Origin of the sequence: Streptomyces sp. NBC_01012 (genome assembly GCF_045162755.1) — a bacterium.
In the GTDB taxonomy this organism is placed as follows: Bacteria; Actinomycetota; Actinomycetes; order Streptomycetales; family Streptomycetaceae; genus Streptomyces.
The window spans coordinates 3,765,189-3,781,173 of the sequence record NZ_CP108688.1; the positions used below are offsets into that span (position 1 = coordinate 3,765,189).

The following is a 15,985-nucleotide window of genomic DNA, read 5'->3' on the forward strand; positions in this document are numbered from 1 at the left end:
TTGTCCACAGGTTCGGGGCATCCCTTGACGCGGGTGTCCGTCGGTTGCCACATTCAGCGGTGTCACGTTACGGACACGTACCGCGACGTCGGCACTGGGACGAGGAGGCGGCGTGGAGCTGCGAGGCGCGCGTGAGCGCTGGGTGCGTACGGGCGGGATCGAGCTGTGCGTCGCCGAACTGGGCGATGCGGCACGGCCGACGATCGTGCTCGTGCACGGCTATCCGGACAGCAAGGAGGTCTGGTCCGAGGTCGCCGCACGGCTCGCTGAGCAGTGGCATGTGGTGCTCTACGACGTGCGGGGCCACGGCAGGTCGACCGCGCCCAAGCCGCTGCGCGGCGGCTTCACGCTGGAGAAGCTGACCGATGACTTCCTGGCCGTCGTGGACGCGGTGAGTCCGGACCGTCCTGTCCATGTGGTCGGCCACGACTGGGGATCGGTCCAGTCCTGGGAATTCGCGACGGTGGAGCGGACCAAGGGCCGCATCGCCTCGTTCACATCGATGTCCGGCCCTTCCCTCGACCACTTCGGGCACTGGATCGGGCAGCGTGTGGCCCACCCGAGCCCGCGCCGTGCAGGGCAGTTGATCGGCCAGGGCGCCAAGTCCTGGTACGTGTACGCGCTCCATACGCCGGTGCTGCCCGAGATGGCCTGGCGCGGTCCGCTCGGCAGGCAGTGGCCGCGGATCCTGCGGCGCATGGAGAAAGTGCCGGCGGACGGGTATCCGACGGCGTCGCTCCCCCGGGACGCGGCGCACGGGGCCTGGCTCTACCGCGACAACATCCGGTACCGCCTGCGCCGTCCGCGTCCGGACGCATACGCACATGTGCCGGTGCAGCTGATCACACCGACCGGTGACGCGTTCCTCTCACCGTCGCTCTACGACGAACTCGACGCATGGGTGCCCAGGTTGGTCCGGCGCACCCTGCCCGCCAAGCACTGGGTGCCCCGCACGAGACCGGATCAGCTGGCTGCCTGGATCAGCGAGTTCGCCGACGACCTGGAGTCCGGCGGTCCGGACGACTCCGTCGGTTCCGTCGGTTCCGTCGGTTCCGTCAGCTCCGCCGGTTCCGTCAGCTCCGCCGGTTCCGCCGGTTCCGTCGGTTCCGTCGGCTTCGGCTCGGCGGCTCTGGCGGCCACCGGTGCCCACGCGGACCGTTTCGGAGGGCAGTTGGTCCTGGTGACGGGAGCGGCCGCGGGCATCGGGCGAGCCACAGCACTGGCCTTCGCGGAGGCGGGGGCACGGGTGGTCGCCGTGGACCGGGACGCGGAGGGCGTCGCCAGGACCGCGGAGGCCGCCCGGCTGGCCGGCGCTTCCGACACGTGGGGCGAGGTGGTGGACGTCGGCGACGAGCAGGCGATGGAGAAGCTCGGGGAGAAGGTCGCCGCCGAACTGGGCGTCGTGGACGTGCTGGTGAACAACGCGGGCATCGGGCTGTCCGGTTCGTTCCTCGACACGACGGGCGAAGACTGGCGGCGCGTTCTCGACGTCAATCTGTGGGGCGTCATCCACGGCTGCCGGATCTTCGGCAGACAGATGGCCGAGCGGGGTCAGGGCGGCCATATCGTCAACGTCGCCTCTGCCGCGGGCTATCAGCCGTCGCGCGCGCTGCCCGCCTACAGCACGTCCAAGGCGGCGGTGCTGATGCTCAGCGAATGCCTGCGCGCGGAACTGGCCGAGAAGTCCATCGGTGTCAGTGCGATCTGCCCGGGTCCGGTGAATACGGGAATCACCGGCACGGCGCACTTCGCGGGAGCCGATGCGGTGGAGGAGGAACGCCTCAGGAAGCGGACGGCCCAGCTGTACACGCTCCGCAACTACCCGGCGGAGAAGGTGGCTCGGGCGATTCTCGGGGCCGTGGTGCACAACCGTGCCGTGGTGCCGGTGACGCCCGAGGCCCGAGGCGTGCGGCTGCTGTCACGGATCAGCCCCGGGTTGCGACGTGGCATCGCGCGGCTGAAGCCGCCTCTGTGAGAGGCGGGTTCGCCGGCCGGACGGCCCATGACAACTGCGGGTGCGTCGGTTTGACCACGCCTGGGTTCCACTCGCTACAACCGGCCTGTCGGAGAGGCGCGTTGGCCATATGGCGCTGTGGAGAGCGTGGTTGGAGTGCCTTCAGCACGCACCCGAACTCAAAACCCCTATTAAAAGGGTGAGTTGCACAAATACCGCTTGTAGGACAGGAGTTGTCCACAGAATTACCAAAAGCCCTGTGGATAACTCAAGTTGGCTGTGGATCAAACCTGTTCAGGGCTATGGGTGCGAGGAACTCCGGATGAAATCGAGGTGCGCCCGGAGCGGTGAGCCGGGCACTCTGACGGGATGGACGAACGACGCACCGTCAAGGTGTCCAGATTCCTCTCGAAGCATCTGAGACATGAACCCGACCGGCTCGGGATCACTCTCGATCCCCACGGCTGGGTGGCCGTGGACGAGCTGCTGCGGGCCTGCGCCCGGCACGGCTTCACCCTCACCAGGGACGACCTCGACCACGTCGTCGCGGTCAACGACAAGCAGCGGTTCACCATGACCGGTGATCGCATCCGGGCGAACCAGGGCCACTCCGTCCCCGTCGACCTCGACCTGCCCCCGGCCGAGCCTCCCGCGCACCTCTTCCACGGCACCGTGGCCCGGGTGCTCGACGCCATCCGCGCCGAGGGGCTCCGGCCCATGAACCGCCACCATGTCCACCTCTCGCCCGACCACGGGACCGCGGTCCGAGTCGGCTCCCGGCGCGGCACCCCTGTCGTCCTCGTCGTGGACGCCGGAGCCATGCACAGGGCTGGGCATCTCTTCCACGTCAGCGCCAACGGCGTCTGGCTCACCGCGTCCGTGCCACCGGACTTCCTGTGTCTGCGAGAGCGCACACCGCCCGCCTGAACGCCCTGGCTCCACGGCCCCCGCCCGTCCCCGCTCACGTACCGACGGAGCCCGGAGCCGCCGCCGTAGAGTCGTGGTCATGACCTCCCCCCGTCGACTGAGCACCGTGATCCTTCCCATCCACCGCTGGCACGAGGGCGGCCGGCCCCTGTGGGTACGCGCCGAGGAGCTGGGATTCCACGCCGCGTACACCTACGACCACCTGGCCTGGCGGACGTTCCGTGACGGCCCGTGGTTCGGAGCCGTCCCGACCCTGACGGCCGCCGCCGCGGCAACCGAGCGGCTGCGTCTCGGCACGCTCGTCACCTCGCCCAACTTCCGGCATCCGGTGACGCTCGCCAAGGACCTCATCACGCTGGACGACGTCTCCGACGGACGGATCACACTCGGTATCGGGGCAGGTGGCAGCGGCTTCGACGCCACCACCCTGCGCGGGAGCGACGAGGAGCCCTGGACCCCGCGTGAACGCGCCGACCACTTCGACGAGTTCGTCCCCCTGCTCGACCAGCTGCTCCGGGAGCCCTCCGTGACGTACGAGGGCCGCTTCTACGCCGCGAACGAGGCGCGGAACATCCCCGGCTGCGTACAGCGCCCCCGGCTGCCCTTCGCGGTGGCCGCCACCGGACCCCGCGGGCTGAGGCTCGCGGCGCGGTACGGCCAGGCATGGGTGACCACGGGAGACCCGAAGCTCTACGAGACGGGCACCGCCGAGCAGTCCGTGGCGGCCATCGGCGGCCAGATCAGCCGTCTCGGTGAGGCCTGCGAGGAGGCGGGCCGGGATGTCGCCGATCTGGACAAGATCCTTCTCACCGGTTTCACCCCCGGCCGGCCGTTGCGGTCCTTCGACGCGTTCGTCGACTTCGCGGGAACGCATTTCGACCTCGGGTTCACCGAGATCGTCGTCCACTGGCCGGTGCAGGACTCCGGCTTCGCCATGGACACCGAACTGTTCGAACGCATCGCCACCGAAGCGCTGGGCCCGTTCGGCTGACCCCTCGGCTCCCGCCTCCGGCCGGGGTGGAACATGCTCCGGATCCACGGACCACCCCCTCCGGCCTGGGCGGGTTGCCTCAGAGAGCCCTTGGCATATGCCCCTGACATGTTCCCCAGCTCAGGGACTCGCACTCTCACATGGGCGCCCCTCTGCACGCCCGTGCAGCCTCGTACGGGAGAATGGCCGGGTGACCCCAGCTACCGACTCGCCTCTGCCTGCCGTGACCCGGCTGATCGCCACCGATCTGGACGGCACTCTCCTGCGCGACGACAAGACCCTGTCGGACCGCACGATCGCCGCCCTGGCAGCCGCCGAAGAGGCCGGAATCGAGGTCTTCTTCGTCACCGGGAGGCCCGCCCGCTGGATGGACGTCGTCAGCCCCCATGTGCAGGGCCACGGCATGGCGATCTGCGCGAACGGGGCCGCGGTCGCCGATCTCCATGACGGGCGGCTGATCAAGGTCCGTCCGCTGGACCGCTCGACCGCCATCGGCGTGGTCGACATCCTGCGCGGGGTCGCACCCGGGGTGTCGTTCGCCGTCGAGCTGAGCACCGGCATCCACTACGAGCCGGCCTATCCCCCGTTCCACATGGACCCGGGTGCCACGGTCGCCGTCGCCGAGAAGCTGCTGCACGAGGAGGCTCCTGGTACCGGTGCGCCGGTCCTGAAGATCCTGGCCCATCACCCCGAGCTCGCCCCGGACGCCTTCCTCGCAATGGCCCGCGAACTCGCGGGGGACCAGGCGTCCTTCACCCGGTCGAGCCCCACCGCACTGCTGGAGATCAGCGCCCTCGGCGTCTCCAAGGCCGACACGCTCGCCGAGTGCTGTGCGGAGCGCGGGATCGCTCCGGGCGAGGTGGTCGCGTTCGGGGACATGCCGAACGATGTGGAGATGCTGAGCTGGGCCGGTGCCTCGTTCGCCATGGGCAACGCCCATCCGGCCGCCCTGGCCGCGGCGTCCGGTGTGACGCTCACGAACAACGAGGACGGCGTCGCGGTGGTCATCGAGCGGATCATCGCCGGGCGCTGAGCCGGTCTCCCCTGACGTCCGTCAGAGCGGGACCTGCCAGGTCACCGTCGTACCGCTCTCGCCTGTCGTCCCGCTCTCGCCCGTCGTGCCGCGGTCGCCTGTCGTCCCGCTCTCGCCCGCCTTGTGCCCCTCCTCCCCGAGCCCCGGCCCGAACCAGCTGGCGCCGCCCAGCGACTCGGCACGCCTGGCGAGGTTGCGCAGACCGCTGCGGCGGCCCCCCTCCGGGATGCCCACCCCGTCGTCCGCGACGGTCAGCCGTACGGCGTCCCGCCCGTCCGGCAGCACCGCGGTCGCGTCCACCCGCACCTCGACGCGCGAGGCCCCCGCGTGGCGGAACGTGTTGGACAGCGCCTCGCGCAGAGCCGCGATGAGGTTCTTGCCCGCGAGCTCCCCCACCAGCGAGTCGACCGGCCCCAGGAACCGGTGCGAGGGCATGAACCCCAGCGGCACCGCGGCCATGTTGATCTCCCGCAGCACTCGCGTCCGCAACGCGGACGGCGCCTCGGCCGGTTCCTGCTGCAGCGCGAAGATGGCCGTACGGATCTCCTGGATGGTCACGTCCAGTTCGTCCACGGCCCGTCCGATACCGGCCCGCACCTCGGCGACCTGAGAGCGCCGCTGAGCTCCCTCCAGCATGATCCCGGTGGTGAAGAGGCGCTGGATGACCAGGTCGTGGAGGTCCCGGGCGATCCGGTCCCGGTCCTCGTAGACAGCGAGCCGCTCCCGGTCACGTTGCGCCTCCGCCAGCTTCAGCGCAAGGGCGGCCTGCGCGGCGAAGTGGGTGGCCAGCGTCCGCTCCGCCGGGGTGAACGGCCGGCCGCCCCTGACCCGCGGGATCGACAGCGCGCCGAGCACCCGGCCCCCGCTGCGCAGCGGCAGCAGCATGTGCGGCCCGAACCGGTCGGCCAGTCCTGTGGTCATGCGGGGGTCGGTCGCCGAGTCGTCCAGGAACACCTCCTCGCCCCTCAGGAGCGCCGCCACCACGGGGCTCTGCGGCGGGATGATCACCCCGAGGGCCCCTGACGGCTTGTCGCAGGCGATGGCGGCGATCTCCAGACCTCCCGACTCGGCCGGAAGCAGCACGATGCCGGCCGCGGCGTCGGCGAGCCGGCGCGCCTGCTCCGCGACGACGGCGAGTGCCTCGTCGGCGTCACCGGCCGAGAGCAGCGCCGTGGTGACGGCTACCGAGCCGTCGATCCACTGCTCACGCTGTCGTGCGGCGTCGTACGTCCGTGCGTGGCCGATGGCGATCCCGGCCTCGGTGGCCAGCACGCGCAGCATGTGCAGTTCGTCGTCGCCGAAGGGCTCCCCGTCCTGTCTCTCCGCCACGTAGAGATTCCCGAAGATCTTGCCCTGGACCCGGATCGGGACCCCGAGGAAGGTCCGCATCGGCGGATGTCCGGCCGGAAACCCGGCGAACCGTGGGTCGCCCGTCAGATCCTCCAGCTGGATGGGAACGCCCTCCTGGATCAGCGCTCCCAGCAGTCCGGTGTGCCCGTCGGGCCACCGGCCGATCTCCCGGGCGGCCTCGTCGGACACCCCGTGGCTGATGAAGTCGGAGAGAGTCTCACCGGGGCTTTCGACGACACCGATGGCCGCATAGCGGGCACGGGCGAGTTCGGCCGTCGTCTCGCAGATGCGCTCCAGGGTGGAGTGGAGCTCGATGCCCGAACCGACCGACCTCGTCGCCTCCAGCAGCTCCGGAACGCACGCGGTCAGCTCGGGGGAGAGCCCTCGCAGGATTCCGCCGGTCTGCTGCGCGGCTCCGGGAGAGTCCTTCGGGTCCTGCTCGGCCATGACCCGAGCCTAGTAAGAGGTGAAAGGTCCGGAAAGTCGGAACCGGTGCCGGGAGCTGCCCGCCGCTCTCGGACGAGTGCTGCCCGCCGCTCTCAGACCCGTGCGGGCACAGGCCCCATGAGCTCCGGCCCCGTACGCACCTGCTCCTCCTCCCGTGCGAGCATCCGCCGCAGCGGGCCGTCCTGCGCGGCCAGAGCGGCGTACGGTCCCCGCTGGACCACCCGGCCCCCGTCCATCACCAGGATCTCGTCCACCGCGTCGAGCCCGGCCAGCCGGTGCGTGATCAACAGGGTCGTACGGCCTTCGGTGGCGGCCAGCAGATCCGCGGTCAGGGCGTCCGCCGTCGCCAGGTCGAGGTGCTCAGCGGGCTCGTCGAGCACGAGTACGGGGAAGTCGGCCAGGAGCGCGCGGGCCAGCGCCAGCCGCTGCCGCTGGCCGCCCGACAGCCGGGCCCCGTGTTCGCCCACCAGTGTGTCGAGGCCGTCGGGCAGCGACAGGACCCAGTCCAGCAGCCGGGCCGCTTCGAGGGCGTCCCGCAGCCTGTCGTCCGTCGTGCCGGGCCGGGCGAGCCTCAGGTTCTCGCGGATGGAACTGTCGAAGACATGGGCGTCCTGGGCGCACAGCCCCACGAAGGTCCGGACCGTGTCCCCGTCGAGCGAGGACGCTTCGACGCCGCCGAGACGGTACGTCCCCTCCCTGGCGTCCAAGAAGCGGAGCAGGACCTGGGCGAGCGTGGTCTTGCCCGAGCCGGACGGCCCCACCACGGCGACCCTCCTGCCGGGGCGCAGTGTCAGATCGACGGAGTGCAGGGCGTCGTGCTCCGCGCCCTCGTAGCGTGCCGACAGCCCTCGTACGTCGAGAGGGAAGGGCGATGCGGGTGCCTCGGCGGGCTCCGCCGGTTCCCCGACCGGTACGGAGCCGTCCAGCACCTCGTAGACCCGCTCGGCACTCCGCTCGACCCGGCGGCGGTACTGCACGGCGAGCGGAAGTCCCGTGACGGCCTCGAACGCCGCCAGCGGCGTGAGGACGACCACCGCGAGCTCCACCCCGGCCAGCCGTCCGTCCGACACGGCGGGCAGCGCGACGATCGCCGCGCCCACGACGGTGAGCCCGCAGATCAGGGCGGAGAGCCCGCCGCCCAGCGCGGTCGCGGTCGCCGCACGCGCGGCGATCCGCGTCAGGACGCTGTCCGCCGCGCGCACCTGCTCCTTACGGGCGGGCAGCGCACCAGCGACGGTCAGCTCCGCCGTCCCGCCGAGAAGATCGGCGACGCGGACGGCCAGCGCGGCCCGGGCGGGCGCCAGTTGGCGCTCGGCACGGCGCGCGATGGCCCCACTCAGCCAGGGCACGCCCACACCCGCGAGCAGCAGCCCTGCGGCCAGGACCGCGCCTGCCTCCGGCAGCAGCCAGCCGGTGAAGGCGACGGCCCCCGTGGCGACCAGGAGTGCGGTCGCCGCGGGCAGCAGCCAGCGCAGCCAGTAGTCCTGCAACGCGTCCACGTCGGAGACCAGCCGGGACAGCAGGTCGCCTCGGCGCGTGGCCCGGAGGCCCGCGGGCGCGATGCGTTCAAGACCGCGGTACACCGCCACCCTGAGCTCGGCGAGCATCCTGAGCACGGCGTCGTGGGACACCAGCCGCTCCGCGTAGCGGAAGACGGCCCGGCCCAGGCCGAAGGCCCGGGTCGCGGTGACCGCCACCATCAGATACAGCACCGGGGGTTGCTCGGAGGCCCGGGAGATCAGCCATCCGGAGACGGCCATGAGTCCGACGGACGATCCCACGGCGAGGCTGCCCAGCAGCAGAGCCAGGCCCAGCTTCCGGCGCTGGGAGCCCGCGGCCTCCCTCACCCCGGCCAGCACACGGCCCCCGGCCCGGGGGGCTGCGTCCCTGAGCAGTTCGGGCTCCCCCGCACCCGGACGCCCGGCATCGCCCGCGGCCGGCTTCTCGCCGTCCGGGATGCCCGAGGCGCCCTTCGCCTCATCCGCGAGGCCATGGGCACCCACGGCTGTCCTGCCGGGCTGAGCGGAGGGCTCCAGGGGCACCACCCGGTCGGCGACCGTGAGCAGCGCCGGCCGGTGCACGACCAGCAGCACCGTGCGTCCCGCCGCCAGCCTCCGTACCGCCTCGACGATGCCCGCCTCCGTCTCACCGTCCAGGCTCGCCGTCGGCTCGTCGAGCAGCAGCAGAGGCCGGTCGGCGAGGAAGGCCCGCGCCAGAGCGAGCCGCTGACGCTGCCCGGCGGAGAGCCCGGCACCGTCCTCCCCCAGCTCCGTCCCCATGCCCTCCGGCAGCGCGGCCACGAAGTCGTACGCCCCTGCCTCCCGCAGCGCGGCCATGACCGCCGCGTCGTCCGCGTCCGGGCGGGCCAGGCGTACGTTCTCCGCGATCGTCCCGGCGAAGAGATGGGGGCGCTGGGGCACCCAGGCGATCTGCTCGCGCCAGCGCCCGGGGGAGAGGGCGGACAGATCGGTTCCGCCGATCAGGACCTGCCCCTCGTCGGGCGCCGTGAATCCCAGCACCACGCTGAGGAGCGTGGACTTGCCGACCCCGCTGGGACCGACCAGAGCGACGGTCTCGCCCTCCTCGATCACCAGGGAGGCGTCGTTCAACGAGGGTTCGGTGCGGCCCTGGTGCCGGACCGTCACCCCGTCCAGCTCCAGCCGCAGAGACCGCGGAACGTCCTGGGACCCACCGGCCGCCGGCTCGTTCTCCAGCACCCCGAAGATCTCCTCAGCGGCCGAGAGTCCCTCCGCGGCCGCGTGGTACTGGGCGCCGACCTGTCGGATCGGCAGATATGCCTCCGGCGCAAGGATGAGCACCACCAGACCCGTGTAGAGGTCGAGCTCCCCATGGACGAGCCGCATCCCGATCGTCACCGCGACCAGAGCCACGGAGAGAGTCGCCAGCAACTCCAGGGCGAAGGAGGAGAGAAAGGCGATCCGGAGCGTCTTCAGCGTGGCCCGGCGGTACTGCGAGGTGATGGTCCGGATCGATTCGGCCTGCGCCTTGGCCCGTCCGAAGACCTTCAGCGTCGGCAGTCCGGCCACCACATCGAGGAAGTGCCCTGAAAGACGCGACAGCAGCCTCCACTGACGGTCCGTCCGGGACTGGGTGGCCCAGCCGATCAGGATCATGAAGAGCGGGATCAGCGGCAACGTGACCACGATGATCGCCGCCGAGACCCAGTCCTCGGTGACGATCCGGGCCAGCACCGCCACCGGCACGACGACAGCGAGGCCGAGCTGCGGGAGATACCGCGAGAAGTAGTCGTCGAGGGCGTCGACGCCCCGGGTGGCCAGAGCGATCAGCGAGCCGGTGCGCTGCCCGCTCAGCCAGTCCGGCCCCAGCCCGGACGCGCGCTCCATGAGCCGGCCGCGCAGCTCGGACTTGACCGCGGCACTCGCCCGGTACGCGGCCAACTCGGTCAGCCAGGCCACGAGCGCCCGGCCCAGCGCGACGGCGGCCAGCAGGAGCAGCGGTGTGCGGAGTCCGGCGACGGTCAGCCCGTCCTCGAACCCGCCCACCACCACTTCGGCGACGAGCATCGCCTGGGCGATGACCAGCACGGCTCCGACCAGGCCCAGCGCCACCACGGCCGCCAGGAAGAACCGGGTGGCTCGGGCGTACCTGAGCAGTCGCGGGTCGATCGGTTTCACGTGAAACAGCTCCCCAGTGAGCTCATGGCGTCCGTCCTCATTCGTTCAGCGCAGGCTCAGTGCGCGTCGGCGATGTGGTGCGTGCCGATGCGCTTGCGGAACACCCAGTACGTCCAGCCCTGGTACAGCAGCACCACCGGAGTGGCGACACCGGCGCACCAGGTCATGATCTTGAGGGTGTACGGGCTGGACGAGGCGTTGGAAACCGTCAGGTTCCAGGCATCGTTCAGCGAGGACGGCATCACGTTCGGGAAGAGCGTCAGGAAGAGCATGGCGACGGCCGCCGTGATGGTCACCCCGGAGAACGCGAAGGACCAGCCCTCGCGCCCCGCCGCGATGGTTCCGAGGGCCGCGACCAGCGACACCACGGCGACGATCATCGCCACGAGGCTCCAGCCGTTGCCGTTGTCGGCCTGGGTCCAAGCGAGGAAGCCCAGCGCGAGCACCGCGGTGGCCAGGCCCAGCTTGAGGGCCAGCCCGCGCGCCCGCGCCCTGATGTCCCCGACGGTCTTGAGCGCGGCGAACACCGCGCCGTGGAAGGTGAAGAGGAACAGCGTGACCAGCCCGCCCAGCACGGCGTACGGGTTGATCAGGTCCCAGAGGTTGCCGACGTACTCCATATCGGCATCGATCTTGACGCCGCGGACGATGTTCCCGAAGGCCACGCCCCAGAGAACGGCCGGGATCAGCGAGGTCCAGAAGATCGCGTGCTCCCAGTTGGTCTGCCACCGCTCCTCCGGACGCTTCGCCCGGTACTCGAAGGCCACCCCGCGCACGATCAGGCAGAGCAGGATGAGCAGCAGAGGCAGGTAGAAACCGGAGAACAGGGTGGCGTACCACTCCGGGAAGGCCGCGAAGGTCGCGCCGCCCGCGCTGAGCAGCCACACCTCGTTGCCGTCCCAGACCGGCCCGATCGTGTTGATCAGGACCCGGCGCTCCTGGCGGTCACGGGCCAGCAGCTTGGTGAGGACCCCGATGCCGAAGTCGAATCCCTCCAGGAAGAAGTAGCCGGTCCACAGGACGGCGATGAGCACGAACCAGACGTCGTGGAGTTCCATCTCTCAGCTCCGCTTGATCTCAGTAGGAGAAGGCCATCGGCCGGTCGGCGTCCTGGTCGTGACCGCCGATCCGGGTGGGCGGGTTGAGGTCGGCCTCGGTGAGCTCGGGCGGTCCGGCCTTGACGTACTTCAGGAGGAGCTTGACCTCGATGACGGCGAGCACCGCGTAGAGGGCGGTGAAGCCGATCATGGAGGTGAGGACCTCGCCCTGTGAGACCCCGGGGGAGACCGCGTCGCGCGTCTGGAACACCCCGTAGACCACCCAGGGCTGGCGTCCGGTCTCGGTGAAGATCCAGCCCCAGGAGTTGGCGATCAGGGGGAAGAGCATGGTCCACAGGGCGGTGATCCAGTAGAGCCTGGCGAGCTTCGGACTCAGGGCCTTGTTCTTGAAGAGCACCAGATGCGGTACGTCGTCCTCGCCGGTGCGCAGCGCCTCCGGCAGCATGAACTTCTTCCGCGTCAGCCAGAGCCCCAGGATTCCCAGGCCGAAGGAGGCCATGCCGAAGCCGATCATCCAACGGAAGCTCCAGAACGCCACCGGGATGTTGGGCCGGTAGTCGCCCGGTCCGTACTTCTCCTGCTCCGCCTTGTTGATGTCGTTGATGCCGGGGATGTACGAGGTGAAGGTGTCGTCCGCGAGGAAGGACAGTATTCCGGGGATCGAGACCTCGACGGTGTTGTGTCCCTTGGCGACGTCGCCGACCGCGAAGAGCGAGAAGGGCGCCCCGTCCTCGCCCTCCCACAGAGCCTCGGCCGCGGCCATCTTCATGGGCTGCTGCTTGAACATCACCTTGCCGAGCACGTCGCCGCTGACGGCGGTGAGCAGGCCGGCGACCACCACGGTGACCAGTCCGAGCCGCAGCGAGGTCCGCATCACCCGGATGTGCCTCTTGCGCACCAGGTGGAAGGCGGCGATGCCGACCATGAAGGCGCCGCCCACGAGGAAGGCAGCGGTGATCGTGTGGAAGAACTGGGCGAGCGCCGTGTTCTGCGTGAGCACATGCCAGAAGTCGGTGAGCTCGGCGCGACCGCGTTCCTTGTTGATCCGGAAGCCGACCGGGTGCTGCATCCAGGAGTTGGCGGCCAGGATGAAGAACGTCGAGAGGATCGTGCCGATGGACACCATCCAGATGCAGGCCAGATGGATCTTCTTCGGCAGCTTGTCCCAGCCGAAGATCCACAGGCCGATGAAGGTGGACTCGAAGAAGAACGCGATCAGCGCCTCGAAGGCGAGCGGGGCGCCGAAGACATCACCGACGAAGCGCGAGTAGTCGGACCAGTTCATGCCGAACTGGAACTCCTGGACGATGCCGGTGACCACGCCCATGGCGATGTTGATCAGGAAGAGCTTGCCCCAGAACTTGGTCGCCCTGAGGTACTTCTCGTTGTCCGTGCGCACCCAGGCGGTCTGCAGGCCGGCGGTGAGCGCGGCAAGAGAGATCGTCAGGGGGACGAACAGGAAGTGGTAGACGGTGGTGATGCCGAACTGCCATCGCGCCAGAGTCTCTGGTGCCAGAGCCAGATCCATGACTCTTCTCCTTACGTCGCCGCGATCACACCCGCGGACTGCCCGTCGAACCACCCGATCTCGGGAGGAAACGGGACGCGCTTGTGAACGCGTTCACATTCACAAGCAATTATGGCGCACATGTCTTCGAGGCCATCGAGTGGGGGGTGCTTTCCGGCCGACCGGGCCGAGCCAGCCGAAACCGGACAGCTCTCCGGGGCACGGCCGGACGCCCGCAGCGGCTCTCCGGGGCACGGCCGGAAGCCCGCAGCGGCCATGGCCGCACCGTGGCCATGCACGGCACCTGGCCCGGACGCACCATGCCCCGGACGCACCATGGCCCCGGACCTCGGTGATCGAGGTCCGGGGCCACCGGAGGGGGTCCGGGCGGCTGCCGCGCCGCTACCGCTCCCGGCGGAAGGCCTCCGCCACCTTCAGGAAGACGTCGTTGGCCTCGGCCTCCCCGATCGTGACCCGTACGCCATCACCGGCGAACGGCCGGACGACCACGCCCGCCCGCTCGCAGATCCCGGCGAACTCGACCGTGCGGTCCCCGAGCCGCAGCCAGACGAAGTTCGCCTGGGACTCGGGAACGGTCCAGCCCTGCTCCACGAGCGCCTCGTACACCCGGGCACGCTCGCCGACCAGCGATCCGACCCGGCCCAGCAGCTCGTCCTCGGCGCGCAGCGAGGCGACAGCCGCGTCCTGCGCGACCTGGCTGACCCCGAAGGGCACGGCCGTCTTGCGCAGCGCCGCCGCCACGGGCTCGTGCGCCACCGCGAATCCGACCCGCAGACCCGCGAGGCCGTACGCCTTGGAGAAGGTCCGCAGCACCGCGACATTGGGACGCTCGCGGTAGATCTCGATGCCGTCCGGCACGTCCGCGTCCCTGATGAACTCCTTGTACGCCTCGTCCAGCACGACCAGGACATCCTCCGGAACACGGTCCAGGAAGCGCTCGAGCTCCGCCCGGCGCACCACCGTGCCGGTCGGGTTGTTCGGATTGCAGACGAAGATCATCCGGGTACGGTCGGTGACCGCGTCGGCCATGGCGTCGAGGTCGTGCACCTCGCCGTCCGTCAGCGGCACCTGGACCGACGTCGCACCACTGACCTGCGTGATGATCGGGTACGCCTCGAAGGAGCGCCAGGCGTAGATGACCTCGTCGCCCGGGCCCGATGTGGCCTGGAGCAGCTGCTGGGCGACGCCGACCGAACCCGTGCCGGTCGCCAGATGGGAGACCGGCACCCCGAACCGGTCGGCCAGCTCGCTCATCAGGCCGGTACAGGCCATGTCCGGGTACCTGTTGAACGTGGCTGCCGCGGCGAGCACCGAGTCCATGACGCCGGGCAACGGGGGGTACGGGTTCTCGTTGGAGGACAGCTTGAAGGCAACCGGCCCCTCCGCGGACGCCGGCTTGCCCGGCACATACGCAGGGACGCCGTCCAGCTCGGCGCGCAGCTTGGGGCTCGTCTCGCTCACCGCAGGTCCTCCTCGACCGTCCGTACAGTTCAATACTGCTCACCTTATGAGGATTGGGCACCCGTGCGAACGGCCGGGATCCGAAATCGTCTCCTCCGGCGGGAAACGCCCGCCGCACACGGCTCCGGCCGCCTTCGAGAGGGGGAGCGCCGCGCATTCTGCCGCGCGCCGGTCGCTCACTCCGTGGCGCGCATCCCTCGAACAGGTGAGTTGAGACCTCTTCGAGACATGGACCATTTGGCAGGTTCCTGCGCGTCGACACATGACACATCACTGTGGATCAGCTCAACGTCCTTTGTTCACAAGGTAATTACTCGTTTATGATCATGCAGAAACGTGCCTGTCAACGTGTGCATATGCGACCGGCCTGACCATGCGTCAGAGCCCTACTATCGGCTCGCCATGACAGCAGCAGGGAAGCACCAGGTGAGCCGGACAGAGACGCCCCGCCGCAGCGGCCGGCAAGGACGGGCGGGGATCCGGGACGTCGCCGCGGCGGCCGGGGTCTCCATCACGACCGTGTCCGACGCCCTCAACGGCAAGGGCAGGCTCCCGGACGCCACCCGCCGACATGTCCGCGAGGTCGCCGAACGGCTGGGCTACCGCCCGTCGGCGGCGGCCCGAACCCTCCGTACCGGCAAGTCCGGCCTCATCGGCCTGACCGTGACCACCTACGGGGACGAACCTTTCACCTTCACCGAGTTCGCGTACTTCGCGGAGATGGCGAGAGCGGCCACATCGGCCGCGCTCGCCCGTGGCTACGCCCTCGTGATCCTCCCCGCCACCTCACGCCACGACGTGTGGTCGAACGTCGCGCTCGACGGAACGGTCGTCATCGACCCCTCCGACCAGGACCCGGTGGTCACCGAACTCGTGCGCCAGGGACTGCCCGTCGTCTCCGACGGCCGCCCGGCGGGCACGCTGCCGGTCACCGCCTGGGTCGACAACGACCACCGGGCGGCCGTCCTCGACCTCCTGGACCACCTCGCCGCCGCCGGAGCCCGCCGCATCGGGCTGCTGACCGGGACCACCACCGACACGTACACTCGGCTCTCCACCACCGCCTATCTCCACTGGTGCGAGCGGGTCGGCCAGGATCCCGTCTACGAGTCCTACCCGGCCCACGACCCCTGCGCGGGCGCCGTCGCGGCGGACCGTCTCCTCGCCCGTCCCGACCGTCCCGACGCCGTCTACGGGCTCTTCGATCCCAACGGCACGGACCTGCTCGCCGCCGCGCGCCGCTACGGCCTGCGGGTGCCCGAGGACCTGCTGCTGGTCTGCTGCAGCGAGTCCACGGTGTACGCGGCCACCGAGCCCCCCATCACCACGCTCTCGCTGAAGCCGCGCAGAATCGGCACGGCTGTCGTCCAGCTCCTCATCGACGCCATCGAGGGGGTCGAACACGACGGTCCCGTGGAGCAGGTGATACCGACAGAGCTCATCGTCCGGACGTCCTCACAGCGGCGCCCGCCGCGCACCACGGTCAGCCCTCCGCGATCACCGGCCGGGGACTGATCGGCGCAATCCGGACTAAACGACCGATGAACCGGGTGCTCGCGCGGATTCAACACCCCTGGTGC

General features: G+C 70.2%; 10 protein-coding genes. 5 read left to right on the plus strand and 5 right to left on the minus strand.

Annotated features, from left to right (window positions below; genetic code table 11):
• The first annotated feature begins 112 nt into the window (after window positions 1-112).
• The 4 genes from OG623_RS17020 (at window position 113) to OG623_RS17035 (ending at window position 4,905) form a co-directional block, all read left to right on the plus strand.
• Window positions 113-1,975 carry an SDR family oxidoreductase gene (locus tag OG623_RS17020; RefSeq protein ID WP_406147439.1) on the plus strand — a complete coding sequence of 621 codons (1,863 nt, stop codon included), beginning with the start codon at window positions 113-115 and terminating at the stop codon, window positions 1,973-1,975.
• A 348-nt stretch (window positions 1,976-2,323) separates the two neighbouring features.
• Entirely contained in the window at window positions 2,324-2,881 is a 558-nt protein-coding gene (locus OG623_RS17025; RefSeq protein ID WP_406147441.1) for an RNA 2'-phosphotransferase, read from the plus strand.
• A 79-nt stretch (window positions 2,882-2,960) separates the two neighbouring features.
• Window positions 2,961-3,872, plus strand: coding sequence for an LLM class flavin-dependent oxidoreductase (locus OG623_RS17030; RefSeq protein WP_406147443.1), 912 nt, complete (start codon window positions 2,961-2,963; stop codon window positions 3,870-3,872).
• A 190-nt stretch (window positions 3,873-4,062) separates the two neighbouring features.
• Window positions 4,063-4,905, plus strand: a complete 843-nt coding sequence (locus tag OG623_RS17035; RefSeq protein WP_406147445.1) for a Cof-type HAD-IIB family hydrolase — start codon at window positions 4,063-4,065, stop codon at window positions 4,903-4,905.
• Between the two features lie 21 nt (window positions 4,906-4,926).
• Here OG623_RS17035 and OG623_RS17040 read toward each other — a convergent pair whose 3' ends face one another.
• The 5 genes from OG623_RS17040 to hisC all read right to left on the minus strand — a co-directional run bounded on the left by OG623_RS17040 (window position 4,927) and on the right by hisC (window position 14,405).
• A complete protein-coding gene (locus OG623_RS17040; RefSeq protein WP_406147446.1) occupies window positions 4,927-6,702 on the minus strand; it encodes a GAF domain-containing protein in 1,776 nt (591 codons plus the stop codon).
• Between the two features lie 92 nt (window positions 6,703-6,794).
• Complete coding sequence (cydD, locus tag OG623_RS17045; protein WP_406147448.1) at window positions 6,795-10,358, minus strand: thiol reductant ABC exporter subunit CydD; 3,564 nt, start codon at window positions 10,356-10,358, stop codon at window positions 6,795-6,797.
• Between the two features lie 56 nt (window positions 10,359-10,414).
• The gene (cydB, locus tag OG623_RS17050) at window positions 10,415-11,416 is read right to left on the minus strand and encodes a cytochrome d ubiquinol oxidase subunit II (protein ID WP_406147449.1); all 1,002 of its coding nucleotides are present in this window, start codon (window positions 11,414-11,416) and stop codon (window positions 10,415-10,417) included.
• A 19-nt stretch (window positions 11,417-11,435) separates the two neighbouring features.
• Complete coding sequence (locus OG623_RS17055; protein WP_406147450.1) at window positions 11,436-12,944, minus strand: cytochrome ubiquinol oxidase subunit I; 1,509 nt, start codon at window positions 12,942-12,944, stop codon at window positions 11,436-11,438.
• A 381-nt stretch (window positions 12,945-13,325) separates the two neighbouring features.
• A complete protein-coding gene (hisC, locus tag OG623_RS17060; protein WP_406147451.1) occupies window positions 13,326-14,405 on the minus strand; it encodes a histidinol-phosphate transaminase in 1,080 nt (359 codons plus the stop codon).
• A 402-nt stretch (window positions 14,406-14,807) separates the two neighbouring features.
• On the opposite strand from hisC, the gene OG623_RS17065 reads away from it, so the two are divergent.
• Window positions 14,808-15,920 (plus strand): LacI family DNA-binding transcriptional regulator, encoded by a 1,113-nt coding sequence (locus tag OG623_RS17065; protein WP_104787461.1) that lies wholly within the window; start codon window positions 14,808-14,810, stop codon window positions 15,918-15,920.
• The last annotated feature ends 65 nt before the right edge of the window (window positions 15,921-15,985 follow it).

Excerpts from the sequence above, each read along its gene's own strand:
- OG623_RS17030 (WP_406147443.1), top strand. The coding sequence starts at position 2,961 with ATGACCTCCCCCCGTCGACTGAGCACCGTGATCCTTCCCATCCACCGC.
- cydB (WP_406147449.1), bottom strand. The coding sequence starts at position 11,416 with ATGGAACTCCACGACGTCTGGTTCGTGCTCATCGCCGTCCTGTGGACC.
- OG623_RS17055 (WP_406147450.1), bottom strand. The coding sequence starts at position 12,944 with ATGGATCTGGCTCTGGCACCAGAGACTCTGGCGCGATGGCAGTTCGGC.
- OG623_RS17040 (WP_406147446.1), bottom strand. The coding sequence starts at position 6,702 with ATGGCCGAGCAGGACCCGAAGGACTCTCCCGGAGCCGCGCAGCAGACC.
- OG623_RS17025 (WP_406147441.1), top strand. The coding sequence starts at position 2,324 with ATGGACGAACGACGCACCGTCAAGGTGTCCAGATTCCTCTCGAAGCAT.
- OG623_RS17065 (WP_104787461.1), top strand. The coding sequence starts at position 14,808 with ATGACAGCAGCAGGGAAGCACCAGGTGAGCCGGACAGAGACGCCCCGC.